Source organism: Herbaspirillum sp. RV1423 (assembly GCF_000577615.1).
GTDB lineage: Bacteria > Pseudomonadota > Gammaproteobacteria > Burkholderiales > Burkholderiaceae_D > Herbaspirillum.
This window is the reverse complement of record NZ_CBXX010000004.1, coordinates 211,062-236,640: the sequence shown is the minus strand read 5'-3', so window position 1 is coordinate 236,640 and position 25,579 is coordinate 211,062. Positions and strand designations below refer to the sequence as shown.

Annotated in this window: 23 protein-coding genes; 11 read left to right on the top strand and 12 right to left on the bottom strand. The window is 58.4% G+C overall.

Annotated elements, in window-relative coordinates; translation table 11 throughout:
• The first annotated feature begins 90 nt into the window (after window positions 1-90).
• The 4 genes from ftsH (at window position 91) to phoB (ending at window position 5,178) form a co-directional block, all read left to right on the top strand.
• Entirely contained in the window at window positions 91-1,977 is a 1,887-nt protein-coding gene (ftsH, locus tag RV1423_RS05830; RefSeq protein WP_034294207.1) for an ATP-dependent zinc metalloprotease FtsH, read from the top strand.
• Window positions 1,978-2,141: 164 nt separating this feature from the next.
• Window positions 2,142-2,996: a dihydropteroate synthase gene (gene folP, locus RV1423_RS05825; RefSeq protein ID WP_034294204.1), complete on the top strand. Its 855-nt coding sequence runs from the start codon at window positions 2,142-2,144 to the stop codon at window positions 2,994-2,996.
• Window positions 2,997-3,039: 43 nt separating this feature from the next.
• On the top strand, window positions 3,040-4,377 hold the full coding sequence (gene glmM, locus RV1423_RS05820) for a phosphoglucosamine mutase (RefSeq protein ID WP_034294201.1): 1,338 nt from the start codon (window positions 3,040-3,042) through the stop codon (window positions 4,375-4,377).
• 99 nt (window positions 4,378-4,476) lie between these two features.
• Window positions 4,477-5,178, top strand: a complete 702-nt coding sequence (gene phoB, locus RV1423_RS05815; protein WP_034294199.1) for a phosphate regulon transcriptional regulator PhoB — start codon at window positions 4,477-4,479, stop codon at window positions 5,176-5,178.
• A gap of 37 nt (window positions 5,179-5,215) precedes the next feature.
• Here the strand turns inward: phoB and RV1423_RS05810 are convergent, their stop codons facing one another.
• Both RV1423_RS05810 and RV1423_RS05805 read right to left on the bottom strand, forming a co-directional pair.
• Window positions 5,216-6,505, bottom strand: coding sequence for a cytochrome c (locus tag RV1423_RS05810; protein WP_034294197.1), 1,290 nt, complete (start codon window positions 6,503-6,505; stop codon window positions 5,216-5,218).
• A 2-nt stretch (window positions 6,506-6,507) separates the two neighbouring features.
• Window positions 6,508-7,236 carry a c-type cytochrome gene (locus RV1423_RS05805; protein WP_034294195.1) on the bottom strand — a complete coding sequence of 243 codons (729 nt, stop codon included), beginning with the start codon at window positions 7,234-7,236 and terminating at the stop codon, window positions 6,508-6,510.
• Between the two features lie 157 nt (window positions 7,237-7,393).
• Between RV1423_RS05805 and RV1423_RS05800 the strand changes: the two genes are divergently transcribed.
• A complete protein-coding gene (locus RV1423_RS05800; RefSeq protein WP_034294193.1) occupies window positions 7,394-7,957 on the top strand; it encodes a sigma-70 family RNA polymerase sigma factor in 564 nt (187 codons plus the stop codon).
• A 434-nt stretch (window positions 7,958-8,391) separates the two neighbouring features.
• Here the strand turns inward: RV1423_RS05800 and RV1423_RS05795 are convergent, their stop codons facing one another.
• Window positions 8,392-10,812, bottom strand: a complete 2,421-nt coding sequence (locus tag RV1423_RS05795) for a penicillin-binding protein 1A (protein WP_034294539.1) — start codon at window positions 10,810-10,812, stop codon at window positions 8,392-8,394.
• 327 nt (window positions 10,813-11,139) lie between these two features.
• Here RV1423_RS05795 and RV1423_RS05790 point away from each other — a divergent pair, with 327 nt between their 5' ends.
• Window positions 11,140-13,050 (top strand): ATP-binding cassette domain-containing protein, encoded by a 1,911-nt coding sequence (locus tag RV1423_RS05790; protein WP_034294192.1) that lies wholly within the window; start codon window positions 11,140-11,142, stop codon window positions 13,048-13,050.
• Between the two features lie 22 nt (window positions 13,051-13,072).
• Here the strand turns inward: RV1423_RS05790 and RV1423_RS05785 are convergent, their stop codons facing one another.
• Both RV1423_RS05785 and murJ read right to left on the bottom strand, forming a co-directional pair.
• Window positions 13,073-13,912 carry a SirB1 family protein gene (locus RV1423_RS05785; RefSeq protein ID WP_034294191.1) on the bottom strand — a complete coding sequence of 280 codons (840 nt, stop codon included), beginning with the start codon at window positions 13,910-13,912 and terminating at the stop codon, window positions 13,073-13,075.
• Window positions 13,913-14,005: 93 nt separating this feature from the next.
• Complete coding sequence (gene murJ, locus RV1423_RS05780) at window positions 14,006-15,556, bottom strand: murein biosynthesis integral membrane protein MurJ (protein WP_034294189.1); 1,551 nt, start codon at window positions 15,554-15,556, stop codon at window positions 14,006-14,008.
• Between the two features lie 112 nt (window positions 15,557-15,668).
• On the opposite strand from murJ, the gene RV1423_RS29700 reads away from it, so the two are divergent.
• Window positions 15,669-15,842 (top strand): hypothetical protein, encoded by a 174-nt coding sequence (locus RV1423_RS29700; RefSeq protein WP_155835032.1) that lies wholly within the window; start codon window positions 15,669-15,671, stop codon window positions 15,840-15,842.
• A gap of 6 nt (window positions 15,843-15,848) precedes the next feature.
• Window positions 15,849-16,115 (top strand): 30S ribosomal protein S20, encoded by a 267-nt coding sequence (gene rpsT, locus RV1423_RS05775; protein WP_034294187.1) that lies wholly within the window; start codon window positions 15,849-15,851, stop codon window positions 16,113-16,115.
• A gap of 207 nt (window positions 16,116-16,322) precedes the next feature.
• Here the strand turns inward: rpsT and RV1423_RS05770 are convergent, their stop codons facing one another.
• The 3 genes from RV1423_RS05770 to RV1423_RS05760 all read right to left on the bottom strand — a co-directional run bounded on the left by RV1423_RS05770 (window position 16,323) and on the right by RV1423_RS05760 (window position 17,810).
• Complete coding sequence (locus tag RV1423_RS05770; protein ID WP_034294185.1) at window positions 16,323-16,763, bottom strand: DUF192 domain-containing protein; 441 nt, start codon at window positions 16,761-16,763, stop codon at window positions 16,323-16,325.
• A gap of 131 nt (window positions 16,764-16,894) precedes the next feature.
• Window positions 16,895-17,089, bottom strand: coding sequence for a hypothetical protein (locus tag RV1423_RS05765; RefSeq protein ID WP_034294183.1), 195 nt, complete (start codon window positions 17,087-17,089; stop codon window positions 16,895-16,897).
• Between the two features lie 142 nt (window positions 17,090-17,231).
• Entirely contained in the window at window positions 17,232-17,810 is a 579-nt protein-coding gene (locus RV1423_RS05760) for a pseudouridine synthase (protein WP_034294181.1), read from the bottom strand.
• 197 nt (window positions 17,811-18,007) lie between these two features.
• Here RV1423_RS05760 and icd point away from each other — a divergent pair, with 197 nt between their 5' ends.
• Window positions 18,008-19,261, top strand: a complete 1,254-nt coding sequence (gene icd / locus RV1423_RS05755; protein WP_034294179.1) for an NADP-dependent isocitrate dehydrogenase — start codon at window positions 18,008-18,010, stop codon at window positions 19,259-19,261.
• 156 nt (window positions 19,262-19,417) lie between these two features.
• Here icd and RV1423_RS05750 read toward each other — a convergent pair whose 3' ends face one another.
• Window positions 19,418-19,627 (bottom strand): cold-shock protein, encoded by a 210-nt coding sequence (locus RV1423_RS05750; protein WP_007880225.1) that lies wholly within the window; start codon window positions 19,625-19,627, stop codon window positions 19,418-19,420.
• 340 nt (window positions 19,628-19,967) lie between these two features.
• Between RV1423_RS05750 and clpS the strand changes: the two genes are divergently transcribed.
• Together clpS and clpA are read left to right on the top strand one after the other, a co-directional pair.
• On the top strand, window positions 19,968-20,282 hold the full coding sequence (clpS, locus tag RV1423_RS05745) for an ATP-dependent Clp protease adapter ClpS (protein WP_034294176.1): 315 nt from the start codon (window positions 19,968-19,970) through the stop codon (window positions 20,280-20,282).
• Entirely contained in the window at window positions 20,279-22,585 is a 2,307-nt protein-coding gene (gene clpA, locus RV1423_RS05740) for an ATP-dependent Clp protease ATP-binding subunit ClpA (protein ID WP_034294174.1), read from the top strand. The genes clpS and clpA overlap by 4 nt, the downstream gene beginning before the upstream one ends.
• A 141-nt stretch (window positions 22,586-22,726) precedes the next feature.
• On the opposite strand, the gene RV1423_RS05735 is transcribed toward clpA, so the two are convergent.
• The 3 genes from RV1423_RS05735 to coaBC are packed head-to-tail and all read right to left on the bottom strand — an operon-like array spanning window position 22,727 to window position 25,516.
• A complete protein-coding gene (locus RV1423_RS05735; RefSeq protein WP_034294172.1) occupies window positions 22,727-23,824 on the bottom strand; it encodes a M48 family metallopeptidase in 1,098 nt (365 codons plus the stop codon).
• Window positions 23,825-23,836: 12 nt separating this feature from the next.
• Window positions 23,837-24,286 carry a dUTP diphosphatase gene (gene dut, locus RV1423_RS05730; protein WP_034294171.1) on the bottom strand — a complete coding sequence of 150 codons (450 nt, stop codon included), beginning with the start codon at window positions 24,284-24,286 and terminating at the stop codon, window positions 23,837-23,839.
• A 30-nt stretch (window positions 24,287-24,316) separates the two neighbouring features.
• The gene (gene coaBC / locus RV1423_RS05725) at window positions 24,317-25,516 is read right to left on the bottom strand and encodes a bifunctional phosphopantothenoylcysteine decarboxylase/phosphopantothenate--cysteine ligase CoaBC (protein WP_034294169.1); all 1,200 of its coding nucleotides are present in this window, start codon (window positions 25,514-25,516) and stop codon (window positions 24,317-24,319) included.
• Window positions 25,517-25,579 lie beyond the last annotated feature (63 nt).

Sequence of the window (25,579 nt, the reverse complement as noted above, 5' to 3'; positions counted from 1 at the left end):
GTATGGACGGTTTCCTAGTAAGCGCAGATGAATCCGAGTAAAATCGGACAAATATAGGTAATGAGGCGCGCTCGCGTCGGAGGAGTTCTAGTGAACAACATGTTTTCCAAAGCCGCCATTTGGGTGGTGATCGCCCTGGTGCTGTTTATGGTCTTTAAACAGTTCGACAGCCGCAGTCTGGCGTCCGGAGCGACGCCGATCGCATACTCCGACTTCATCAGCGAAGTAAAAGCCGGCCACATCAAGGACGCGACCATTGAAGACCGCAGCATCGTCGCCACCACGCAGGACGGCAAGAAAGTCAAGACTGCCGCGACCTATCTGGACCGCGGCTTGGTCGGCGACCTGCTGAACAACGGCGTCAAGTTCGACGTCAAGCAACCTGAAGAACAATCCTTCCTGTCGCAAGTTTTCATTTCCTGGTTCCCGATGCTGTTGCTGATCGGCGTCTGGGTATTCTTCATGCGCCAGATGCAGGGCGGCGGCAAAGGCGGCGCGTTTTCCTTCGGCAAATCGAAGGCGCGCATGCTTGACGAGAACAGCAATTCGGTGACTTTCGCCGATGTCGCCGGTTGCGATGAAGCTAAGGAAGAAGTGCAGGAGCTGGTCGAATTCCTGCGCGATCCGACCAAATTCCAGAAGCTCGGCGGCCGCATTCCGCACGGCGTCCTGATGGTCGGCCCTCCGGGTACCGGTAAGACATTGCTGGCCCGCGCTATTGCCGGCGAAGCCAAAGTGCCGTTCTTCACCATTTCCGGTTCCGACTTTGTCGAAATGTTCGTCGGCGTGGGCGCCTCGCGTGTGCGCGACATGTTTGAAAACGCCAAGAAGCACGCACCGTGCATCATCTTCATCGACGAAATTGATGCAGTCGGTCGCCATCGCGGCGCCGGCATGGGCGGCGGCAACGACGAACGCGAACAGACGCTGAACCAGATGCTGGTTGAGATGGATGGTTTTGAAGCCAACTCCGGCGTCATCGTGATCGCTGCGACCAACCGTGCCGACGTGCTCGACAAGGCGCTGCTGCGTCCGGGCCGTTTCGACCGCCAGGTGATGGTTGGCCTGCCGGACATTCGCGGCCGCGAACAGATTTTGTATGTCCACATGCGCAAGGTGCCTATCGCGCCTGACGTCAAGGCCGATATCCTGGCACGCGGCACGCCCGGTTTTTCCGGGGCCGACCTGGCCAACCTGGTCAACGAAGCAGCCCTGTTTGCGGCACGCCGCAGCAAGCGTCTGGTCGAAATGCAGGATTTCGAAGACGCCAAGGACAAGATCGTCATGGGCCCGGAACGCAAGTCCGCCGTGATGCGCGAAGAAGAACGCCGCAACACTGCGTACCATGAGTCCGGCCATGCCGTCGTCGCCAAGCTGTTGCCGAAGGCAGATCCGGTGCACAAGGTCACGATCATGCCGCGCGGCTATGCGCTCGGCCTGACTTGGCAGTTGCCTGAACATGATCGCGTCAACATGTACAAGGACAAGATGCTGGAAGAAATCGCGATCCTGTTCGGCGGCCGCATTGCAGAAGAGATTTTCATGCACCAGATGTCGACCGGCGCTTCCAACGACTTCGAACGCGCCACCAAACTGGCGCGCGCAATGGTGACGCGTTACGGCATGTCCGAGTCGCTGGGTACCATGGTCTATGAGGACACCGAGCAAGACGCTTATTTCGGTCGCATGTCGTCCAAGACCGTCTCGGAAGCGACCCAACAAAAGGTCGACACCGAGATCCGCAAGATCCTCGATACGCAATATGCGTTGTCGCGCAGACTGCTGGAAGAGAATCGCGACAAGGTCGAAGTCATGGCGCAAAAGCTGCTCGATTGGGAAACTATCGACGCCGACCAGATCAGCGACATCATGGCCGGCAACGAACCGCGTCCGCCGAAATCCGGCATACCGGCCAAGAAGTCTTCCGACAACACGCCGCCAAGCGATATTTCGCCGAACGCTACTGCCCCCGCCTGATCAAGGGGCCGGAAGCGAAGCTGGTCCGGGGTGAGGAGCGATCCTCGCCCTTTTTCTTTGTTTGGCATGTTCCAGACAGTCGTTCCGACGCAGACATCAACAAGAACAAGTCATCGTCTGCAGGTGAGCTTCGAGCACCATGGTTTGAAAACGATTCAGCCTCAATGAACCAACAATATCTACAATGCGGGCGTTATCGCCTTACGGTCCGGCAGGGGCACAGGCCTCTGGTCATGGGCATCCTCAACGTCACCCCCGATTCCTTCTCTGACGGGGGCAGTTATTCCTCGCTTGAGTTTGCCCTGTCGCACGCCGAGCAAATGATTGCCGACGGCGTTGATATCATCGACATCGGTGGCGAATCGACCCGGCCCGGCATTCCGCCGGTGCCTCTCGACGAAGAACTGAGGCGCGTGATGCCGGTGATTTACGCGCTGCGTGACTGCGGCAAGCCGCTGTCGATTGATACCTACAAGCCGGAAGTCATGCGCGAGGCCCTGATCGCCGGCGCCGACATGATCAACGACATCAACGGTTTTCGCGCGCCGAGCGCCATCGATGCCGTCAAGGACAGCGCCGCAGGCCTGTGCATCATGCACATGCAGGGCAATCCCCAGACCATGCAGCAGCAACCGGAATACGGCGACGTAGTGCAGGAAGTTGCCGCTTTCCTGCAGGAGCGTGTCCTTGCCTTGCAAGCCGCCGGCGTGGATCATGATCGCCTGTGCATCGATCCCGGTTTCGGTTTCGGCAAGAGCGTTGAACATAACTACGAATTGCTCAGGAACACGCGCCGGCTGATCGAGACGCTCGATTTGCCGCTGCTGGCCGGGATGTCGCGCAAATCAATGATCGGCGCGATCACCGGCAAGCCGCTGGAGCAGCGCCTGGCCGGTAGCCTAGGCGCGGCCTTGGCAGCGGCGGCGCAAGGTGCGATGATTATTCGTGTGCACGATGTTGCGGAGACCGTTGACGCGCTCAACGTCTGGCAGGCCGGCACGGTCGCCGCTGGCGATTGAAAAACAATTTATAAAAATACCTGTCAATAGAAAGCTCAGAATCATGGCTGCAAAATATTTTGGTACCGATGGCGTGCGCGGACGCGTGGGAATTGCGCCAATCACGCCCGATTTCGTCATGCGTCTCGGCTATGCCGCCGGCAAGGTGCTGACCAAATCGTGGTCTTCCTCGGCCAAGCCGACGGTGCTGATCGGCAAGGACACTCGGATTTCCGGCTACATGCTGGAAGCCGCGTTGGAGGCCGGTTTTGCCGCGGCCGGCGTGGATGTGATGCTGGCCGGCCCGGTGCCGACGCCGGCGGTGGCCTATCTCACGCGCGCCTTGCGGTTGTCGGCCGGGGTGGTGATTTCGGCTTCGCATAATCCCTATCATGACAACGGCATCAAGTTTTTCTCGGCCTCGGGCAACAAGCTGGCAGATGCAGTGGAAGCCGAAATCGAAGCTGAACTGGAACAGCCGATGGCCTGCGTGTCCTCCGAAAAACTGGGCAAGGCTAGGCGCCTGGACGATGCCCAGGGACGCTACATCGAATTCTGCAAGAGTACCTTCCCCAACGACCTGGACCTGCATGGCATGCGCATCGTGGTCGATTGCGCGCATGGTGCCGCCTACCAGATCGCGCCGCACGTCTTCCATGAACTGGGCGCCGAAGTCATCACCATCGGCAATCAGCCCAACGGCCTCAACATCAACGAAGGCTTCGGCGCGACAGCGCCGGATGCCTTGTCCAGAGCCGTTCTTGCCAACAAGGCGCAAGTCGGCATCGCGCTGGACGGCGACGCCGACCGCCTGGTGATGGTTGACGCCAACGGTCGCATCTACAATGGCGACGAATTGCTGTACGTGATGGTCAAGGATCGCCTCGTTACCGGTCCGGTGTCTGGTGCGGTCGGCACCCTCATGACCAATATGGCGCTGGAAGTCGCCTTCAAGAACATGGGCATCGGCTTTGCGCGCGCCAAGGTCGGTGACCGCTATGTGCTGGAAACCCTGCAGGAGCGCGGCTGGTTGCTTGGCGGCGAAGGTTCGGGCCACTTGCTGTGCCTTGACAAGCACACTACCGGCGATGGCATCATTTCGGCCTTGCAGGTATTGTCGGCGCTCAAACGCGCAAAACAGAGCCTGGCCGACATGACGGCCGACATCAACCTGTATCCGCAAGTCCTGATCAACGTCAAGATTCCCGTCGGCTTCGACTGGAAAACCAATCCCGGCATGCAAGCCGAAAAAGACGCGGTCGAGAAGGCGCTGGGCGACACTGGTCGCGTGCTGATCAGGCCTTCCGGCACCGAGCCGCTGATCCGCGTCATGGTTGAAGCGCAGCAGGCGGATGTCGCGCAAGCAATGGCCAGGCGGATTGCTGATAAAGTAACGGTCTGACGCTACGGGTTAACGCAACTGCAAGGTGCAGGAACCGGGATGGATTCCTGCGCATCTTCCAATCAGGCGTCGCATATTACAAGTCAAACATATCAGCGAATGTCAAAAGACCAGTTACATATTTTATTAGTCGAGGACGAACCGAGCATCGCCGAACTGCTGCGTTTTACGATGCAGGGCGCAGGGTTTGCCACGTCGACCGCCAGCGATGCCGCGCAGGCGCGCAAGCTGATTGCCGACGTGTTGCCTCATCTGGTGTTGCTTGACTGGATGTTGCCCGATACCTCAGGGCTGGGGCTGTTGAGCGAATGGCGGCGCGATGCACGTACGGCAAGCTTGCCGGTGATCATGCTGACGGCAAAGGGCATGGAAGAGGACAAAGTCAAGGGGCTGAATGAAGGTGCTGACGACTATGTGACCAAGCCGTTTTCGCCAAAGGAGCTGGTGGCGCGCGTGCAGGCGCTGCTGCGCCGGAAGGCGCCGGAAGTCGGCCAGCAAAGCCTGTCCTATGGCTTGGTCGGTATCGACACCGAACGCCATCGCGTTACCGTCGACATGGAAGAAATTGAACTGGATCAGGCCGAATTCAAACTGCTGCGCTATCTGGTCGCGCATCCGGAACGGATTTTCTCGCGCGCGCAATTGCTGGACAAGGTGTGGGGCGACCATACCTTTATCGAAGAACGTACGGTCGATGTCCACATCATGCGTCTGCGCAAATCGCTGGGTGCCGCCGCCGACTATGTGAAAACGGTGCGCGGCATGGGTTACAAGCTCAGCATGGAAGCCAAAGGCGGCTGACGGCTGCCGCTTCATCCTTCATCCCAGCGGTCAATCCTCAGTCCAGAGGAATCGAGCGGTAGCGATTCACCTCTTGCGGCGACACGAAGCCGGCGCGGTTGTCCCAGCTATTGCGGATATACGACACCACGGCTGCAACTTCCTGATCGTTGAGCATCTGTCCGAAAGGCGGCATTCCATAGGGGTGCGGATTACCTTCGGTGGATGGCGGGAAGCCGCCATTCAACACCATGCGGATCGGATTGACCGCGGAACCCATGGTCAGGGCGCGGTTGCCGCTCATCGGCGGATAGGCCGGCGCTATGCCCCGGCCGTCGGCTTTGTGGCACTCTGCGCAATTCTCTTTATAAATCTTGCTGCCCGCTTCCAGGATACGATCGGCGCTCGCCTTGTCCGGTTGCTGTGTATCGAGCTCCGGCGGTGGGTCGTTTTGCGGCAGCGACTTCAGATATACCGCCATGGCCCGGACATCGCTGTCGTTCAGATGTTGCAGGCTTTGGCTGACAACTTCGGCCATCGGGCCGAATACGGTGCTGCGCGGCGATACGCCGGTCTTCAGCAGCGCTGCAATGTGTTGCAGTTCCCAATTGCCCAGCCCGGCTTCGGCATCCGACGTCAGTGACGGCGCGTACCAGTTCATGATCGGAATCAGGCCGCCGGCGAGGTCCGATTTGTCGATGGTGGCGCCGAAGGCGTTGCGCGACGTGTGGCAGGCGCTGCAATGTCCCAGACCTTGCACCAGATATGCGCCGCGATTCCACTCCGCCGATTGCCTGCTCTCGGCGCGATACGTGCCGGGCGTGAAGTACAGCGCCCGCCAGCCTGCCAGCAGGATGCGGTAGTTGTAGGGGAAGCGCAGCGCATGTTCCCGATTGGCCTGGCGGACCGGCTTCACCGTCTGCATATAGGCGAACAGCGCATCGGCGTCTTCGCGCGTGACCTTGGTGTAGTTGGGATAAGGGAACGCCGGGTAAAGGAAGTTGCCGTCTTTCGAACGTCCGTTGTGCAGCGCACGCCAGAAATCCATGGGACTCCAGTTGCCGATTCCGGTTTCCTTGTCGGCGGTGATGTTGGGCGCGTACATGGTGCCGAACGGCGTCGGGATGGCGCGTCCGCCGGCATAGGGCTGGCCGCCGCGCGCCGTGTGGCAGGCCATGCAATCGCCGGCGCGCGCCAGGTAGGCACCCCGGGCGACTTGCTGTTCGGTGGCGGGTGTAGCGGATGAGGGCGCGGTTTCATCGTCATCGTGGCCCATGAATTGGACGCCGATCAGTATGGCGGGCACGGCGATGAACAGAAACAGGATGGCCAGAAAAATACGTTTCATGGTCAGCCTCCTTGTTCAGCGACGCTGCCGCATGACAGCGGTAGTCTGGCTATCGGCGCCGCGGCTGGCCTGGCGTCTTGCGGCACCATCTGTGCGGTCAGCCAACTGCTGGCGGCATTGATGTCTTCCAGCGACAGTTTTTGCGTGATCTGGGCCATGCAATCCGGCGCCTTGGCTTTGCGTACGCCGTTTCTCCAGGCTCCGAACTGCGAGTTGATATAGTCGCGCGGCAATCCGATCAGGCCTGGAATGCCTGGCGCCGTGCCGGTCAGGGCCTGGCCGTGGCAAGCCACGCAGGCCGGCACCTTCTTGCCGCTGTCGCCATTCATGACCAAGGCGCGGCCGCGCTCCAGAACGGCCGGCGTTGCTTCGGTCGGCTGCGGCGCCGGGTAGGGCGGGTGCTGTTCAGCGAAATAGGCGGCGATCTCATGCAGATAGGCATCCGACAAATGATCGAGCAGGTAAGTCATCTGCGGATATTGCCGGCGGCCGTCGCGGAAGTTGGTCAGTTGATTGAACAGGTAGCCTTCCGGCTTGCCGGCGATGCGCGGGTAATAGCCATCGCTGGAGGCGCGGCCTTGCTTGCCGTGACAGGCGGTGCAGGCTGCTAGGCGCTGGGCGATGGTGTCCGGCAATTGCTGGGCATCCGCGAGGTTGGATGCCATCAGCACGGCGAAGAGCGCAAGGAGCAGTCTGCGCGCCGCAAACAGGAAAGAGGTCGGGCTGGCCATATAAGTCTCGTTATTGGTTATATGAGGCGAGCTGGTCGCGTAGTGTTTGCATTGTATAGGAGCGACCCCTTATCATGCCTGTACACCAGTTGCACAAAAACCGAAGTACAGTAGCGCCTGTTGCAGTACAGATAAATGACAAAAGGCAGGTCATCCCATGAACGACAAGTCGTTTGAGCAAGCCGTCATTGCCGAGCGCGGCATGCTGGTCAAATTTGCGCGCCTGCATTTGCAGGAGGATGCGGCCGAAGACGCGGCCCAGGAAACGCTGCTGGCAGCGCTGCAAAATCCGGCCTCCTATTCCGGCAAGTCGTCGCTGCGCACCTGGCTGGTAGGCATCCTCAAGCACAAGATCATCGATTTGCTGCGCAAGGAAAAGAAATACATCCAGGTCGGCAAGGACGAAATCGGCGATCCGGGCGATTTCGACGCCTTGTTCGACGACACCGGCCATTGGGCCGAAGCGCCGGCGGATTGGGGTAATCCGGTTGAGACGCTGCAGCAGGCGCAGTTTTTCGACATCATGGATTTCTGCCTGAACAAGCTGACGCCGGTGATGGCGCGCGTGTTTTCGATGCGCGAGTTGTTCGAGTTCGACATTGCCGAGATCTGCAAGGAACTGAAGATCAGCGCCGGCAATTGCAGCGTGCTGTTGTATCGTGCGCGCATGCAGTTGCGCCTGTGTCTCGACCAGAATTGGTTCGAGACCCGCCAAGCCTGAACGGCCGAAACTTTCCTTCTGCCTCCGCAGCCGTTACAATAGCGCCCACGCCCCCGTAGCTCAGTGGATAGAGCGATCCCCTCCTAAGCAAATTTGGGCACCGGCATCCGAAAGGCGCCGCGTGAATGGAGTCAAATTCGGTGAACCCTGACAGCGCCTGCTGCAATCTGCGACAAGCGGCTGATGGCAATACCGAGCCAAGCCGCACGAGGCTGCTATCGTGCGGAAGGTGTAGAGACTAGACGGCTCCGGCCTGCGGACTGTAAGTCCATGGCCAAGGTATAGTCCAGACCACAAACAAGTTTCTTGGTGGCGAAAGCCATGGTGGTACGAAGGGATAGGTCACACGTTCGATCCGTGTCGGGGGCGCCAGACAAAAAAGCGCAGAAGATATCCTCTGCGCTTTTTCTTTGTCTGAAGCTTTGCTTGCAGCTTCAGTGGCCTTGGTAAAGCTTGTCGTCCCGCGGAGAAGCCGGCGCACCCGGCGTCGGCGGAGGCGCTGCCGGCGTTTCCGAATTCGGGTTCTTCGACCAGCCGAAGAAGTTGGACAGCGCGTCCACCACGCCGCCGCCATCCACGCCCAGAGAAGCGACAAAGCCGTCGCCTGGCGAGAAATTGTCGTAGTACGGTTCGCCGTCGACGAAGCGGATGCCGGCCGGTGCGGGCAGGTCGAATTGCGGCACACCCCTGAGCGCCGCGCCCATGTAATCGATCCAGATCGGCAAGGCGAGTTGCGCACCGAATTCTTTGCTGCCCAGGCTCTTGGGCTGGTCGTAACCCATCCACACCACTGTCGTCAGCGTGCGCTGGTAACCCGCGAACCAGCCGTCGACCGCATCATTGGTGGTGCCTGTCTTGCCGGCCAGGTCGGTGCGGCGCAGCGTGTTGCTGCGCGCGCCGGTGCCGCGCTGCGCCACCGATTGCAGCAGGTTGGTCATGATGTAGCTGTTGCGTTCATCAATGGCGCGCGGAGCGTTGTTGCCGACGATCAGCGGATCGGCCTTGGACAGCACCTTGCCGCGCGCGTCGGCGATTTTTGTGATCAGGTAAGGATTGATCCTGTAGCCGCCGTTGGCGAAAATCGAATAGGCCGAAGCCAGTTGCAGCGGCGTGGTTTGTCCAGCGCCCAGCGCCATAGGCAGGTATGGCGGCACCTTGTCGACGTCGAAACCGAAATGCCCGGTGATGAAGTCTTGCGCATATTTCACGCCGATGGCATCGAGCGTGCGGATGGCGACCAGGTTGACCGATTTTTGCAAGGCGGTGCGCATCGACATCGGGCCGGCCGGCGGATCATCGTCTTTCGGCTCCCAGTTCGGCTGGCCGTTGCCGGCCGGGTACGAGACAGGAGCATCGTTGATCACAGTGGCAGGGGCGAAGCCTTTTTCCAGCGCTGCGGAATAGATGAACGGCTTGAAGGTGGAGCCGGGCTGGCGCCATGCCTGGGTCACGTGGTTGAAATTGTTCTGCGTGAAGTCGAAGCCGCCGACCAGCGCGCGGATGGCGCCGTTCTGCGGCGTCACTGACACCAGCGTGGCTTCCACTTCCGGCAACTGGACGATTTGCCAATTCTTTTTGGCATCCTGCATGACGCGGATCACGGCTCCCGGCGCAATGCGCACATCCTTTTTCGCATTGGGGCCGAGCGCGGCGGCGACGAACTTCAGCGTGTCGCCGGATAGCGTGATCTTGTCGCCGCTGCGGATCACGGCCTGGATCTGCTTCGGATCGGCCGACACCACCACCGCGGCGAGGATGTCGTCATTGTCGGGATGGTCGTCCATGGCGTCGTCGATGGCTTGCGCGCGGTCATCCTCCTTGGACGGCAATTCGATGGTTTCTTCCGGGCCGCGATAGCCGTGGCGGCGGTCGTAATCCATCACACCCTTGCGTACGGCGTCGTAGGCGGCCTTCTGGTCGGCGGCATTGATGGTGGTGGTGACGGTGATGCCGTGGGTGTAAGTGTCTTCCTTGTACTGCGCGTAGACCATCTGGCGCACCATCTCATTGACGTATTCGGCATGGATGTTGTACTGGTTGCCCGGGGCGCGCACCTGGATGTCTTCCTTCACGGCGGCCTCGTATTGCGCCTGCGTGATGTATTCCAGATCCAGCATGCGTTGCAGGATGTATTGCTGGCGGATATGTGCGCGCTGAGGATTGACGATCGGGTTGTACGCCGACGGCGCCTTGGGCAGGCCGGCCAGCATCGCAGCCTGGGCCAGCGTGACATCCTTGAGGTCCTTGCCGAAATACGTGCGCGCCGCCGCCGCGAAACCGAAGGCGCGCTGACCCAGATAGATCTGGTTCATGTAGACCTCCAGGATCTGATCCTTGCTTAAGGTCGCTTCGATCTTGTTGGCCAGCAGGACTTCATACAGTTTGCGCGAAACGGTCTTTTCCTTGGTCAGGAACACGTTGCGCGCCACCTGCATGGTAATGGTGCTGGCGCCCTGGCTGGCATGTCCGCGGATCAGGTCCGCCGCAAGCGCGCGCACGATGCCGATGTAGTCGATGCCGCCATGCTGGTAGAAGCGATAGTCTTCAATGGCCAGCACCGCGTTTTTCATGTTGGCGGGGATGTCGTCGAGTTTGACGAGGCTGCGTTTCTCTTCGCCGAATTCACCGAGCAGGACGTTGTCCGCAGAGTAAATCCGCAGCGGAATCTTGGGGCGGTAATCGGTGATCACGTCCAGCGACGGCAAGCGCGGATTGATGAAGATCAGCGCATAAACAATGACTAGAGCGCCGACGATGCCCAGCCCGAGGACGGAGAAGGCAATGAATTTGGCGATATTGGGATTCAGAAAGCCGCGTTGACGGGGAGGATTGTGCAAGCGAAAAATAAAGCGCATGGTCATGGTGAGTGAAGGGCGTGCCGTATCTTACAACATGGGTTGGCCGGTATTGCCGATCCGCGACCAATCGGGCGGCCGATTATGTTTCCAAATGTGTGTGGCGAGCCGTTTCGGTGCAGGATATTGTGAAAACGGCATGACTTGTTGCTGAAAAGTAATCATCGGTAAGAATTCGTTGCCGCTTGATGTGCGGATCGCTCATGGAGCGCGCTTAGATACACCATCATTGCCCGCAATCGGTACAATGCGGTCTTTCCTCTTTAATTGCGTCGCGGCATAGGCATCTCCGCCCGACCTTCGATAGTTACTCCCCTCGGCATACTTATGGCAGTCATCTCTCTCTCCAATGCGCAACTCGCATTCGGACACGTTGCGCTTCTCGATCACGCGGAATTTTCCCTGGAAACCGGTGAGCGCGTCGGCCTGATCGGCCGCAACGGCACCGGCAAGTCATCCTTGCTGAAAATCATCGCAAGCGTTTTCAAGCTCGACGATGGTCTGCTGGTCATGCAGCAAGGGCTGAAGATTGCCTACGTCGACCAAGAGCCGCATTTCCCGGCGGAGATGTCGATTTTCGACGCGGTGGCTTCCGGCCTCGGCGAATTGCCGGCCTTGCTCAACGAATACGAAGCGCTGACCGGCCAGTTCGGCGGCGACAACGACGATGCGCTGATGGAGCGCATGCACGAGATCCAGTTGAAGCTCGATGCCGCTGATGCCTGGAGCCTGAACAACAAGGTCGAAACCACGCTGGACAAGCTCAACCTGAACGGCGATGCCTTGGTCGGCGAATTGTCGGGCGGTATGCAAAAGCGCGTGGCGCTGGCGTGCGGCCTGGTTGGCGCGCCTGACGTGCTGCTGCTGGACGAACCGACCAACCATCTGGATTTCGGCTCCATCATGTGGCTCGAAGGCCTGCTGCGCGACTATAAGGGCAGCGTGCTGTTCATCACCCACGATCGCAGCTTCCTCGACAACGTCGCCACGCGCATCATCGAACTGGATCGCGGCAAGTTATTATCCTTCCCCGGCAACTTCAGCACCTATCAGGCGCGCAAGGCCGAGCTGCTGGCCAACGAAGAAGTCGAAAACGCCAAGTTCGACAAATTCCTGGCGCAGGAAGAAGTCTGGATCCGCAAGGGTGTGCAGGCGCGCCGCACCCGCGACGAAGGCCGCGTGCGCCGCCTCGAGGCATTGCGCCAGGAGCGCAGTGTGCGCCGCGACCGCCAGGGACAGGTCAAGCTGGAAGTCTCTTCCGGCGAACGTTCGGGCAAGATCGTGGCGGAGCTGGAAAACGTCAGCAAGTCCTACGGCGCCAAAACCATCGTGCGCGATTTCAGCGGCATCATCATGCGCGGCGACAAGGTCGGCCTGATCGGCCAGAACGGCGCCGGCAAAACCACTTTGCTGAAACTGATCCTCGGCGAAGAAACCGCCGACTCCGGCACTGTGCGTCAAGGCACCAAGCTGCAGGTCGCGTACTTCGACCAGATGCGCACCCAGCTCGACGAAGACGCCAGCCTGGCCGACACCATTGCGCCGGGCAGCGACTGGGTGGAGGTCAACGGCCAACGCAAGCACGTCATGACATATCTTGGGGACTTCCTGTTCGCGCCGGAACGTGCGCGTTCGCCGGTACGCACCTTGTCGGGTGGTGAGCGTAATCGCCTGCTGTTGGCACGGTTGTTCGCCAAGCCGGCTAACGTGCTGGTGCTGGATGAACCGACCAACGATCTCGATATCGACACGCTTGAATTGCTGGAAGAACTGCTGGAGGAATACACCGGCACCGTGTTTCTGGTCAGCCATGACCGCACCTTCCTCGACAACGTCGTGACGCAGGTGATTGCCGCCGAAGGTGATGGCGTCTGGCGCGAATATGTCGGCGGCTACAGTGACTGGGAGCGCGTGCGCGCCAATATGCAGGCGACTGCGAAGAAAGCGGAAAGCAAGCCGGAAGCCAAACCGGCGGAAGCGGCCGCGTCTGCGGTTGCTACGGCAAAGCCGAAAAAGCTCAGTTACAAGGAGCAGCGCGAACTGGAGGAATTGCCGAAACTGATCGCGCAATTGGAAGAAGAACAGAAGGCGATTTCAGCCAAGCTGGCCGATCCTGATTTGTACAAGTCGGGACCGGATGAAGCGGTACGCCTGAATGCGCGCTTTGCCGAGATCGATGGTTTGCTGCTGGAAAATCTCGAACGCTGGGAAACCATCGAAGCGCGTTCAAAGGCCTGATCGTTCAATCAGCGACGGAGCGTCAGTTGGGGCGCCGGCTGGCGTGGCGCAGTTCCGGCAATCTTTGCCGCATGCTATCGGCGTCGTCGGCATCCGGACGTAAGGCCAGATACGCTTCCAAGTCGTCCAGCGCCGCCTGCGGTTCCGCCAGGTTGGCGTAAGCCAGGCCTCGGTCGCGGCGTTCGGTGATTTCGTCGGGCAGCAAGATCACCAGGCGTTCCTGTACGTCGAGTACACGTTGCCAGCGCTGTGCATCGGTGAAAATCGCTTTCAGGTTGCGTAGCATGCGCGTGAGGATTTCACGCGGGTGCGCCGCGCGCAGATAAGCGGCCAGCGGCAGCTCATCGCCGTATTCCTGCTGATCCAGATAGGGTTCCAGACGCTCTTCCAGCTCTTCGCGCGACAGGCTGGCGCCGTTCATCGGGTCCAGCACGATGTCGCCGGACTGCACCGACAGCTTCATCAGGAAGTGGCCCGGGAAGGAGATGCCCTTCATGTTCAGGCCGATCTGCTGGCCCAATTCCATGTATACCACCGCCAGCGAAATCGGAATGCCGCGACGTGACGTGATCACGCGGTGGATGTAACTGTTGTCGGGATCGTAATAATTATTGATGTTGCCGGCGAAGGCAAGTTCCTGGAAAAAGAAATGGTTGAGCATGCGCAATTTTTGAATATGCGATGCATCAGACGACAGACGCTGTTTCAGCTTAAAGGCCAAGGTGTCCATCTCGATCTGGCAGGCGGAAAAATCCAGATCGGGATACGCATCTTGCCCTAGCGCCAGAGCCGATTCAAACAAAGGAATCGACTCGTCTTGACGAACCAGCGACGAAAAATATTCGAGAGGTGTGAGCGTCATATGTTGATCATGCTATCAAAATATACGCGCTTGTGAAATGTTTGCCTCGCAATGGCGTGCCAATGCAACATTGCAGCAGGTAAATGCGACCCGTCAACGGCTGATGCGTTTGAAATCGCGGAAGCGAAAACCCATTGCCATCAAGGCGCCGAAATAGGCCAACCCGCACGCCGCGAGCACCAGCAGCAAAGCGCCGACACGTTCGACCGGATGCGCGCGCATGGCGATCCAGTCGAAATGGCGCGCCACTGCCAGCGCCACGCCGGCCAACAGGAACAGCGCACCGGTCAGCTTGATCAGGAACATGCGCCAGCCCGGCTGCGGTGTATAGATATTACGGCGGCGCAGTCCCCAGAACAGGAACACTGCGTTCAGGCAGGCGCCCAGTCCGATCGACAGCGCCAGACCGGCATGCGCGATCCACGGCACGAAAATGTAATTCATCAACTGAGTTGCGATCAGTACGCCGATAGCGATCTTGACCGGCGTGCGGATATCCTGTTTGGCGTAAAAGCCAGGCGCGAGAATTTTCACCAGGATCAGGCCGATCAGGCCGACGCCGTAGGCGATCAGCGCATGGCCGGTCATCGCCACCGACACCGTGTCGAATTTGCCGTAATGAAATAGCGTCGCCGTCAGCGGTTCGGACAGCGTCGCCAGGCCGACCGCGCAAGGCATCGCCAGCAGGAAAGTCAGGCGCAAGCCCCAGTCGAGCAACGAGGAATATTCCACCATATCGTTTTCGGCATGCGCATTCGACAGGCTGGGCAGCAGGATCGTGCCGAGCGCCACACCGAGCAAAGCGGTCGGAAATTCCATCAGCCGGTCGGCATAAGACAGCCAGGACACGCTGCCGTGGGCCAGGCGCGAGGCGATGTTGGTATTGATCATCAGGCTGATCTGCGCGGCCGAAACGGCGAACACGGCAGGGCCCATTTTCTTGAGCACGCGTTTGACGCCTTCATCGCTCAGGCCAATCATGGGATTCAGGTACAGCCGCGGCAGCATGCCGATCTTGATCAACGCGGGAATCTGGATGGCGACTTGCAACACGCCGCCGACAAAAACGGCAAATGCCATGGCGTATATCGGCTGGTCCATGTAGGGAGCGACAAATAGCGACGCAACAATGAAGGACACGTTCAGCAGCACCGAGGTGAACGCCGGGATCCTGAACTCACGCCAAGTGTTGAGGATGCCGCCGGCCAGCGCCACAAAGGCCATGAAGCCGATGTAGGGGAACATGATCCGGGTCATCATGACCGAGGCGTCGAAAGCGCCCTGGTTATACTTCAGCCCGGTCGCGATGAAATATACGATCACCGGCGTGGCGAGGATGCCGGCGAGGCTGGTGGCCACCATGACCCAGATCAGCACCGTTGCCACGTGATCCACCAGGTTTTTGGTGGCGGCGTCGCCTTTCTGGTTCTTGTATTCGGCCAGGATGGGGACGAAAGCTTGCGAAAATGCGCCTTCGGCGAACAGGCGGCGCAACAGGTTGGGAATGCGGAACGCGACATTGAATGCATCGGTATAGGCCGAAGCGCCAAATGCGCGCGCGAACAGGATTTCTCTTGCGAGGCCGGTAATGCGGGAGAGCATCGTCATGCCAGAGACGGTGGCAAGCGTTTTATGCAAGTTCATGGGACGGCATTATAGCTTTCGTTTTTGGCACGGCCGGCAGTTTTGCAAAGGAGCTTGACGGCGTTCGACGGGCTGGCGGGAGGAACGTTCGGGAAAAATTGCGGAAACGGCAATGGATGGAAAAGCGATGTTGACTGAAGGCAATTTGGATGCTTTGCAACAGGATCGGGCGCTAGTCAGTCCGTATTTGCCAGTTTCAGGAAAAATGGTTATAATCCGTGGCTTTACAGAATTCCGCCTCGCAAGTTATCAAGATTGCGATGCACTTGATCTCGATTTAGGATAATTATTCATGGCAAATACCGCACAAGCACGCAAGCGTGCTCGTCAAGCTGTTAAGCAAAACGCGCACAATTCCAGCCAGCGTTCGACGCTGCGTACAGCAATCAAGGCTGTCCGCAAGGCGATCGAAGCAGGCGACAAGGCTGCTGCGACTTCCGTGTTCCAAGCTTCTGTGTCGACTATCGACAGCATTGCCGACAAGAAGATCATTCACAAGAACAAGGCAGCTCGCCATAAGAGCCGTCTGGCTGCTGCCCTGAAGGCACTGGCTGCTTAATAGTTGATCTGTCCGGGAAGCATGCATGGCATGTTTTCTGAGCATACTGGATCGACGATCTCAGGATTGTCGATTTGAAAACATGAACCCGCCCAAGTGATTTGGCGGGTTTTTTGCATTTCAGAGGTATTTCTGCTGCTTTGCCGTCGGGCGCTTCAGAATGAGCGGGATGGCATCCAAGACATCCCTGTTGCGTCACAGCGCAGATCAGCGCGGCAAGCCTTCGATGGTCATGCCGGGTTTGACATTTTTCTGTTTGAACCAGCCCTTGTTCATTTCCAGAGCGTAGGCGGCAGGTTTGATCGCGCAATGCGAATCAAGGGTCTGTTCCTTCATTTCCTCGATATTGATGATCTTGCCGGTTTCGTCCATGAAGGCGACGGAAAGGGGGATCAGTGTATTTTTCATCCACATGCACACACCTGCTGGTGCACCAAAGGCGAACACCATGCCTTCGTTGGCCCCCATCCTGTTGCGGAACATCAGGCCTTGCTCGCGCTGAGCTTCCGTGGAAGCGACCTCGGCTTTGATCAGGTACAGGCCGGCATTAAGCGTGATGGTCGGGAATTGCTGGAGTTGCTGGGCCTGGCCGGGCAGGGCGGTCGTGGCGGCTGCAAAGGTGCTGAGCAGGACAAGGAATCGACGCATGATAGGAAGAGGCTGAATGAGTGAAGCTGAAGGGCTGATTCGGATTCGGACGATTATAGAGGAAGTGGGAAAACGGAGCGGAAATGAAAAAAGGCAGGACGAGCCTGCCTTTTAGTATCGCGAAAGCAAGATTACTTAGCAGTAGCGTCAGCAGCAGGAGCCTTCTTTGCCTTCTTTGCCTTGTGGCCTTTTTTCGCTTTCTTAGCCTTCGGTGCAGCAGCTTCAGCCTTAGGAGCATCAGCAGGTGCAGCAGCAGGAGCTGCAGCTTGTGCGAAAACGGAAGTAGCGAACAGACCAGCGATCAGAGCGGCGATCAATTTTTTCATTTTGCAGTCCTTCAAATTAACATGTTAAGAAAACGGCGATTCTCGTGAATCATTGCCAATAACGACGTGCCGATAGCTTGGTTGACAGAAAACTTCAAAAAAGAGGATTTCTTTCTGGGCTGCACAGAAATGAAATATTTTGTCAGTTTTTTGTCAGTTTTTTGCGCTGAAGTTCCTCTGGGCCAACTATTTTCCACTCCCCCGGCAGCAATGGATAGGTATCTAGGGCAAATGGTCCGATTGCGATACGTACCAGTCGCAAGGTAGGCAGGCCGACCGCAGCCGTCATTCGGCGTACCTGGCGATTCTTTCCCTCTGCGATCTTGATGGTGAGCCAGCTTGTCGCCTGGTTTTTGCGCTCGCGTATCGGCGGATTGCGCGGCCATAACCAGGCCGGTTCCTGCACATGTTTCACTTCGCTTTTCTGTGTGACGAAGTCGCCCAGATCGAGCGGATTGCGCAGGCGTTCTAGGCTGGCGGCGTCGGGTGTGCCTTCCACCTGAACGAGATAGATCTTGGGTTGCTTGCGCTTGGGGTGACTGATTTCATGCTGGAGTTCGCCGTCTTCGGTCAGCAGCATCAATCCCTCGCTGTCGGCGTCGAGGCGGCCGGCAGGATAGACGCCGGGAATGTTGAGATAATCGGCGAGCGTTTCGCGGTCGGGGTGCGCCGAAAACTGGCACATAACCTGATAGGGTTTGTTGAATAGAATGAGAGGCATGCGCTAGTGTCGCAAAAACATGGCGCCTCGTAAAATACTGGTGCATAATGCGAAAACGTGTCTTATGTCTTATATAAGACTTTTCCTTCGCCGAAGACGCAATTCAAGAATAGATGCAAGGTGCGCTGCAGCTTGTGAGTCCGGCCAGGGCAAAACGCCAGATTTCTCTTTTTTCCGTTCAACATTCGGAGACAGTAATGTATCAACATATCAAGGTGCCGGCTGAAGGCCAGAAAATCACCGTCAACGCAGACTTTTCCATCAATGTTCCGGATCAGCCGATTATTCCTTTCATCGAAGGCGACGGCACCGGCATTGATGTCAGCCCGGTCATGATCAAGGTAGTCGATGCCGCCGTCGCCAAAGCCTACGGCGGCAAGCGCAAGATCCACTGGATGGAAATCTATGCCGGCGAGAAGTCGACCCGATTGTACGGCCCCGACGTCTGGCTGCCGGACGAAACGCTGGATGCAGTCAAGCAATACGTAATTTCCATCAAGGGGCCATTAACCACGCCGGTCGGCGGCGGCATCCGTTCGCTCAACGTGGCGTTGCGTCAGCAACTGGACTTGTACGTCTGCCTGCGTCCGGTGCGGTACTTCAAGGGTGTGCCGTCGCCGTTGCGCGCGCCGGAAAAGACCAGCATGGTGATCTTTCGCGAAAACTCCGAAGACATCTACGCCGGGATCGAATGGGAGGAAGGTTCGGAAGGCGCCAGGAAGCTGATCGATTTCCTGATCAATGAGATGGGCGTCAAGAAAATCCGTTTTCCCGACAGTTCGGGGATCGGCATCAAGCCGGTCTCGCGCGAAGGCACCGAGCGCCTGGTGCGCAAGGCCATCCAGTATGCGATCGACAATGACAAGCCGTCGGTCACGCTGGTCCACAAGGGCAACATCATGAAGTTCACCGAAGGCGGCTTCCGCGACTGGGGCTATGCCCTGGCGCAGAAGGAATTCGGCGCGCAACTGATCGACGGCGGCCCTTGGGTGAAATTCAAGAATCCGAAAACCGGCCGCGACATCGTCATCAAGGATTCGATCGCCGATGCTTTCCTGCAGCAAATCCTGTTGCGTCCGAATGAATACAGCGTCATCGCGACGCTGAATCTGAACGGCGACTATATCTCCGACGCGCTGGCGGCGCAGGTCGGCGGCATCGGCATCGCGCCGGGCGCCAACATGTCGGATTCCGTTGCAATGTTCGAAGCTACTCATGGCACCGCGCCGAAGTATGCCGGCAAGGATTACGTCAATCCGGGGTCGCTTATCCTGTCCGCTGAAATGATGTTGCGCCACATGGGCTGGATCGAGGCGGCCGATCTGATTATCGATTCGATGCAGAAATCGATTTCGTCGAAACGGGTCACTTACGATTTTGCGCGTCTCATGGAAAGCGCGACCCAGGTGTCGTGCTCGGGCTTCGGTGATGTCATGATCGAAAATATGTGATGCATCGTTCTTCGTTGTGAGGTATCGGAAAAGGTCGGGCAACCGGCCTTTTTTATTGCGTGCGCGGATTGTTCCAAGGGGCGGGCTGGTTGGTTGGGGTTGGGACATAAAAAAAGCTCCTGCAGAGCAGGAGCTTTTCAGCAAAGCGGCTTGGACTTAAGCCGCAGGAGCTTGGATGTTGGAAGCTTGCTTGCCTTTGGGGCCTTGCGTGACTTCGAACTGAACTTTTTGACCTTCTTTCAGGGTCTTGAAGCCGTTCATCTGAATTGCCGAGAAGTGTGCGAACAAATCTTCACCACCGTCGTCCGGAGTGATAAAGCCAAAGCCCTTGGAATCGTTGAACCACTTGACTGTACCTGTTGCCATAAAAGCATCTTTCAATGAAAAAAAATCACACGAGCCGTAAAAGCAAGAAGCCTCGCGAGATTGAAACGTCCGCAGCCCCCCTTAAACCTGCCCCCTTCGTATTAACAAGCAGTAACCACTTATCAATGAATTCCATTGTTCTCGTTAAAAATATAAAAGTCAAGTTGTTTTCAATGGAATTATTAAGCTTTTGTTCAGCGAATCAAAACGAAAGGTCTTGATTTAGGATAAACGAGTGTTATCTGCGGACTATCAGGAAAACGCGTAATATCTAAATTAATTAGGTATTTTCTTCATCGTTGTGCGTTGCACAGTTGATTGATGGTTTTAGAATAGATGCATGGCAACCAAGCACGATAATGATAACGGTACAGTCCTGGCGCGGAAGGAGCAAAAGCTCAAGCCGCCCCCTATGTACCAAGTATTGTTGTTGAACGATGACTATACGCCGATGGAATTCGTCGTCGCAGTCATTCAGGAGTACTTCAACAAAGACCGTGAAACAGCGACGCAGATTATGCTCAAAGTTCACCGCGATGGGAAAGGTATGTGTGGTGTGTATCCTAAAGATATCGCATCCACAAAAGTTGAACTCGTTTTAACCCACGCTCGAAAAGCAGGGCATCCCCTGCAATGCGTGATGGAGGAAGCATGATTGCGCAGGAATTGGAAGTCAGTTTGCACATGGCCTTTGTCGAAGCCCGGCAATCCCGTCATGAATTTATCACGGTGGAACATCTCCTCCTTGCGCTGTTGGACAATCCTTCAGCGGCGGAAGTGTTGCGCGCCTGCTCGGTCAATATTGACGATCTGCGCAAGACGCTGACGAATTTCATTACCGACAATACGCCCACAGTTCCCGGCACGAACGAGGTCGACACGCAACCGACGCTGGGTTTCCAGCGCGTGATTCAGCGTGCGATCATGCACGTGCAGTCGGCTTCCAACGGCAAGAAGGAGGTTACCGGCGCCAACGTGCTGGTGGCGATCTTCGGCGAGAAGGATTCGCACGCTGTCTATTACCTGCACCAACAAGGCGTCACGCGCCTGGACGTGGTCAATTTCATTTCTCACGGTGTGCGCAAGGATCAGCAGGTCGATTCGCAAAAAGCGCCTGAAGGAGCGGAAGACGTGCAGACCGAAGGCCAGCAAAAGGAAAGTCCTCTCGATCAGTTCACGCAGAATCTGAACAAGGCCGCGGCCGAGGGCAAGATCGATCCGCTGATCGGACGCGACGCCGAAGTCGAACGCGTGATCCAGACTCTGTGCCGCCGTCGCAAGAACAATCCGCTGCTGGTCGGCGAAGCCGGCGTCGGCAAGACTGCCATCGCCGAAGGCTTGGCATGGCGCATCACGCAGAACGACGTGCCGGAAATCCTCAGGAACGCCGTCGTGTATTCGCTCGACATGGGCGCGCTGCTGGCCGGCACCAAGTACCGCGGCGATTTCGAGCAACGCCTGAAGGCGGTGCTCAAGCAGCTCAAGGACAGCCCGCACGGCATTCTGTTCATCGACGAGATCCATACGATCATCGGTGCCGGTTCGGCGTCGGGCGGCACGCTGGATGCATCCAACCTGCTCAAGCCGGCGTTGTCGAGCGGCCAGTTGAAGTGCATCGGCGCGACCACTTATACCGAGTTCCGCGGCGTCTTCGAAAAAGACCACGCCTTGTCGCGTCGCTTCCAGAAGATCGACGTCAACGAGCCGACCGTTGAGCAAACCGTGCAGATCCTGCGTGGCCTCAAGTCCAAGTTCGAAGAGCACCATGGCGTCAAGTATTCCGCTTCCGCATTGACTTCCGCAGCCGAGTTGGCCGCTCGCTTCATCAACGATCGTCATTTGCCCGACAAGGCGATCGACGTGATCGATGAAGCAGGCGCAGCGCAGCGCATCCTGCCGAAGTCGAAGCAGAAGAAGACCATCGGCAAGTCCGAGATCGAGGAAATCATTTCCAAGATCGCGCGTATTCCGCCGCAATCGGTGAATCAGGACGACCGCACCAAGCTGCAAACGATCGATCGCGACCTCAAGAACGTCGTGTTCGGCCAGGATCCTGCGATCGAAGCGCTGGCGTCGGCCATCAAGATGGCGCGTGCCGGCCTGGGCAAGACCGACAAGCCGATCGGCTCCTTCCTGTTCTCCGGTCCGACCGGCGTGGGCAAGACTGAAGTGGCGAAGCAACTGGCCTTCATCCTCGGCATCGAGTTGATCCGTTTCGACATGTCCGAATACATGGAACGCCATGCGGTGAGCCGTCTGATCGGAGCGCCTCCAGGCTACGTCGGTTTTGATCAGGGCGGTTTGCTGACCGAAGCGATCACCAAGAAGCCGCATGCGGTGCTGCTGCTCGATGAAATCGAAAAGGCGCATCCGGATATCTTCAACATCCTGTTGCAGGTGATGGACCACGGTACGCTGACCGATAATAACGGTCGCAAGACCGACTTCCGCAACGTCATCATCGTGATGACCACGAATGCCGGTGCGGAAAGCCTGCAGAAGCGTTCGATCGGTTTCACCGACAAGAAGGAAGCCGGCGACGAGATGGCGGATATCAAGCGTATGTTTACGCCGGAATTCCGCAACCGTCTGGATGCGATCATCAGCTTCGGGGCACTGGATGAAGAGGTCATCATGCGCGTGGTCGACAAGTTCCTGATGCAACTGGAAGAGCAATTGCATGAGAAGAAGGTGGAAGCCGTCTTCTCAGACAGCTTGCGCAAGTTCCTCGCGAAGAAGGGCTTTGATCCGCTGATGGGCGCGCGTCCGATGTCGCGCCTGATCCAGGACATGATCCGCAAGGCGCTGGCCGACGAACTGCTGTTTGGCCGCCTGGTCAACGGCGGCCGCGTCACCGTCGAGCTGGACGACAAGGATCAGGTCAAGCTGGAATTCCCCGAGGGCGACGATTCGACGCCTCCGCCGGAAGAGCCGCAAGAGAAGCTGGAAGTCGAGTAAGCGGTATCGGCTTTCCCGGCGCATGGCGACATGCGCCGGTTCGCAAGGCAGAAGTGAAAAGGCCGGAACGATCACACGTTCCGGCCTTTTTGCTTTTGCGCCGGTAGTATTGCCCCGACGCATCAGTCGCTCAGAGCCTCATCACGGCATTAAAGGCTTGCCCGCAGCCTGCTTGGCCTTGAGCGTCTGGGTCGACTTGTCGATCATGGTCATGCGATAGGCAGTGGCTGGATGCAAGGCGGTATAGCCGTTTGGCACACTGGCCGGATATTGCGTCGCCAGACGCTGCCAGAAGGCCGGATAGTCGTCGATGCCGTAGCCGGCGCGCACCAGCATGTACAGGGCCAGGTTGTCGGCCGCGGCATCCAGGTCTTGCGGATACGGCCGAATGCCGCCGGTGCCTGCGGTCGCGGTCGGGTCCGGCTGGGCGCGCATCAGATTGTCGATGACGCTGCCCGTGGTGGCGACCATGCGCTGGCGGATGGCGTGGCCCAGCGAATTGTGCGCCATGTCCTTGGCGATCAGGTAGGCCAGTTCTTCATCGGTCTTGGCAAAATTCATCATGCCGCGCGTGATCAGCACGCGGCGGCCATCGGCGTAGGTGTTGACGTTGTCGGCGTTGCCCAGTTCGATGCTGAACGCGCAAGCCAGCGTTAGCGGCACAACGACATTCTGCTGCGCGTTTTGCGACGACTTGTTGCGCAAAATCGTGAGCTTGATCGGTGCACGACCGGTCATCAATGGTCCCAGTAGATTGGCGGCCTGGCGTTCGGCGTCGGGGCCTTGCTGCAGTGGCTTGTCGGCTATCGCCAGCAGGATGTCGCCGCGCTGCACGCCGCTTTTGGCGGCACCGCTGCCCGGCAAGACCCCCGTCACCTGCAAACGCTCACCGAAGCCCAGCGATTGCGCTGCATTGGCGAACTCGGTCGGATAGGAATACTTGTTCTTGGCGGTGAAGCCGAGCAGGTTGCGTGCATTGCCGCGGCACAATGGCGCATTGCTGGTCAGCAGCGGCGCCGCGATTTTATACAGGCGATCCTGTTGCGCCGTCAGCGCGCGCAGCGCAACCTGGTCGGGCGTCGGCGCAGGTGCCGCTTTGGCGACGGGAGCCGGCGCCGTCTGCGCGGGCTGATTGAGGGTGCTGTCCTGCGGCGTCACACATGCCGCCAACAATGCCGCCGGAACGACGGCCAGCGCTATTCTTATTTTCCCCCAATATCCCAGCTGTCTTGCGCACATCCAATGGTCTCCTTAGTGTTTGCCGGTACTGCCGAAGCCGCCTGCGCCGCGTTCGCTACTGTCGAATTCCTCGACCACATTGAAGCCGACCTGCATGACCGGCACGATGACCAGTTGCGCCAGGCGCTCCATGGGATTTAGGACAAATTCTGTCTGGCCGCGGTTCCACGTCGAGACCATCAGTTGGCCCTGATAGTCGGAGTCGATCAGGCCGACCAGGTTGCCGAGCACGATGCCGTGCTTATGGCCGAGGCCGCTGCGCGGCAAGATGAGGGCGGCGTATCCGGGATCGGCGACATGGATCGCCAGGCCGGTCGGGATCAGGTGCGTGGTGCCCGGCGCGATCGTCAGCGGCGCGTCCAGGCAGGCGCGCAGGTCGAGGCCGGCACTGCCGCTGGTGGCGTAGGCCGGCAACTGGTCTTTCATGCGCGGATCGAGGATTTTGACGTCTATGGTTTTCATCGGCGAGAGAGTGGGGTAATGGAAAAAGTGTCAGGCTTGCGCAAGGCGATGTGCGATTTCACGCACCAGTTGGCGCGCCAGCGTCAGTTTGTTCGCACGCGGCAGGTCGGTGTGGCCTTTATCGTCGAACAGCGTCAAGGTGTTTTCATCCTTGCCGAAGGTCTGTTGGCCGATATTGCCGACCAATAACGGAATGTTCTTTTTGATACGCTTGGCCGCGCCGTATTGTGCAAGATTCTCGGATTCGGCGGCGAAACCGACGCAATACGGTCGCTTCGGCAAGGCGGCGACCTCTGCGAGGATATCCGGATTTTGTTCGAACGCCAGTTGCAGGCCGTCGTCGGCGGCATCTTTCTTCAGCTTCTGATCGCTGACCTTGGCCACGCGCCAGTCGGCCACCGCCGCGACGGCGACGAAGATATCCAGGCCGGTCAGATTGGCGAACACGGCATCGTGCATTTGCTGCGCCGTCTGTACATCGACGCGTCGCACGCCATAAGGTGCCTCCAGAGCCGTCGGTCCCGACACCAAAACGACTTCGGCGCCGGCTTCACGCGCGGCACGGGCGACGGCGTAGCCCATTTTCCCAGACGACAGATTGGTGATGCCGCGCACCGGATCGATCGGCTCGAAGGTCGGGCCGGCAGTGAGCAATACGCGGCGGCCTGCTAGCAGCTTCGGCTGAAATGACGCGATGATTTCTTCGAGCAGTTGCGCCGGTTCAAGCATGCGGCCAAGACCGACTTCGCCGCAGGCCTGATCGCCGGAATCGGGGCCGAGCAGCACGATGCCGTCCTGCTTCACTTGCGCAATATTGCGTTGCGTCGCCGGGTTTTGCCACATCTCGACGTTCATCGCCGGCGCGATCATCAATGGCATGTCACGCGGGCGCGCTACGCATAGCGTCGACAGCAAGTCGTCGCAAGCGCCGTGGGCCAGCTTGAAAATAAAATCGGTGGAGCAGGGGGCGATAACGATGGCGTCGATGCCGCGCGTCAGGTCGATGTGAGGCATGTTGTTGTCGATGCGCGCATCCCACTGGTCGGTATAGACCGTGTTGCCGGTCAGCGCCTGCATCGTGACGGTGGTGATGAATTGCGTCGCCGCCTGGGTCATGACGACCTGCACCGAAGCGCCCGCCTTGCCGAGGCCGCGCGCCAGTTCGGCGGCCTTATAGCAGGCCACGCCGCCGGTCAGGCCGAGGAGGATTTTTTTGCCAGCGAGATCCATTGTCTTACTCCTTATAGAACTCATTCATGACGGCCGTAGCAATCAACCGCAGCCTTGCCGCCC

Excerpts from the sequence above, each read along its gene's own strand:
- RV1423_RS05735 (WP_034294172.1), bottom strand. The coding sequence starts at position 23,824 with ATGTGCGCAAGACAGCTGGGATATTGGGGGAAAATAAGAATAGCGCTG.
- glmM (WP_034294201.1), top strand. The coding sequence starts at position 3,040 with ATGGCTGCAAAATATTTTGGTACCGATGGCGTGCGCGGACGCGTGGGA.
- RV1423_RS05765 (WP_034294183.1), bottom strand. The coding sequence starts at position 17,089 with ATGAAAAAATTGATCGCCGCTCTGATCGCTGGTCTGTTCGCTACTTCC.
- folP (WP_034294204.1), top strand. The coding sequence starts at position 2,142 with ATGAACCAACAATATCTACAATGCGGGCGTTATCGCCTTACGGTCCGG.
- rpsT (WP_034294187.1), top strand. The coding sequence starts at position 15,849 with ATGGCAAATACCGCACAAGCACGCAAGCGTGCTCGTCAAGCTGTTAAG.
- icd (WP_034294179.1), top strand. The coding sequence starts at position 18,008 with ATGTATCAACATATCAAGGTGCCGGCTGAAGGCCAGAAAATCACCGTC.
- RV1423_RS05770 (WP_034294185.1), bottom strand. The coding sequence starts at position 16,763 with ATGCGTCGATTCCTTGTCCTGCTCAGCACCTTTGCAGCCGCCACGACC.
- murJ (WP_034294189.1), bottom strand. The coding sequence starts at position 15,556 with ATGAACTTGCATAAAACGCTTGCCACCGTCTCTGGCATGACGATGCTC.
- RV1423_RS05785 (WP_034294191.1), bottom strand. The coding sequence starts at position 13,912 with ATGACGCTCACACCTCTCGAATATTTTTCGTCGCTGGTTCGTCAAGAC.
- RV1423_RS05810 (WP_034294197.1), bottom strand. The coding sequence starts at position 6,505 with ATGAAACGTATTTTTCTGGCCATCCTGTTTCTGTTCATCGCCGTGCCC.
- clpA (WP_034294174.1), top strand. The coding sequence starts at position 20,279 with ATGATTGCGCAGGAATTGGAAGTCAGTTTGCACATGGCCTTTGTCGAA.
- coaBC (WP_034294169.1), bottom strand. The coding sequence starts at position 25,516 with ATGGATCTCGCTGGCAAAAAAATCCTCCTCGGCCTGACCGGCGGCGTG.
- dut (WP_034294171.1), bottom strand. The coding sequence starts at position 24,286 with ATGAAAACCATAGACGTCAAAATCCTCGATCCGCGCATGAAAGACCAG.
- RV1423_RS05795 (WP_034294539.1), bottom strand. The coding sequence starts at position 10,812 with ATGCGCTTTATTTTTCGCTTGCACAATCCTCCCCGTCAACGCGGCTTT.
- phoB (WP_034294199.1), top strand. The coding sequence starts at position 4,477 with ATGTCAAAAGACCAGTTACATATTTTATTAGTCGAGGACGAACCGAGC.
- clpS (WP_034294176.1), top strand. The coding sequence starts at position 19,968 with ATGGCAACCAAGCACGATAATGATAACGGTACAGTCCTGGCGCGGAAG.
- RV1423_RS05805 (WP_034294195.1), bottom strand. The coding sequence starts at position 7,236 with ATGGCCAGCCCGACCTCTTTCCTGTTTGCGGCGCGCAGACTGCTCCTT.
- RV1423_RS05760 (WP_034294181.1), bottom strand. The coding sequence starts at position 17,810 with ATGCCTCTCATTCTATTCAACAAACCCTATCAGGTTATGTGCCAGTTT.
- RV1423_RS05750 (WP_007880225.1), bottom strand. The coding sequence starts at position 19,627 with ATGGCAACAGGTACAGTCAAGTGGTTCAACGATTCCAAGGGCTTTGGC.
- RV1423_RS05800 (WP_034294193.1), top strand. The coding sequence starts at position 7,394 with ATGAACGACAAGTCGTTTGAGCAAGCCGTCATTGCCGAGCGCGGCATG.
- RV1423_RS05790 (WP_034294192.1), top strand. The coding sequence starts at position 11,140 with ATGGCAGTCATCTCTCTCTCCAATGCGCAACTCGCATTCGGACACGTT.
- RV1423_RS29700 (WP_155835032.1), top strand. The coding sequence starts at position 15,669 with ATGGATGGAAAAGCGATGTTGACTGAAGGCAATTTGGATGCTTTGCAA.